1 protein-coding gene is annotated in these 311 nt (G+C 35.0%); it reads right to left on the reverse strand.

Going from position 1 to position 311, the window contains the following annotated elements; translation table 11 throughout:
- On the reverse strand, window positions 1-261 hold a 261-nt coding region (gene tnpA / locus STRDD04_RS10330), incomplete at its 3' end, for an IS200/IS605 family transposase (protein ID WP_156469098.1).
- Window positions 262-311: the final 50 nt, after the last annotated feature.

Consider the following 311-nt stretch of genomic DNA (forward strand, 5'->3'; position numbering starts at 1 on the left):
AGCACTTTTACCTTTTAAATACCCCATGAAACTAGAAACACTTATCCTTGGTGGAATGCTTACTAACATATGTACATGATCTGGCATTAAGTGTCCCTCAATAATTTCAACTCCTTTATAACCACATAATCGGTGGAATATTTCACCCAAACTGTTTCGATATTGATTATAGATAACTTTTCGTCTATACTTAGGTATAAACACAATGTGATATTTACACATCCACTTTGTGTGTGATAAACTATGTGCCTTTTGCGCCATTTTTTCTCCTTTCGCTTCACAATTGGCTTGAACACCTTTATTGTATCGCG

Origin of the sequence: Streptococcus sp. DD04 (genome assembly GCF_001578725.1) — a bacterium.
Lineage (GTDB): Bacteria > Bacillota > Bacilli > Lactobacillales > Streptococcaceae > Streptococcus > Streptococcus sinensis.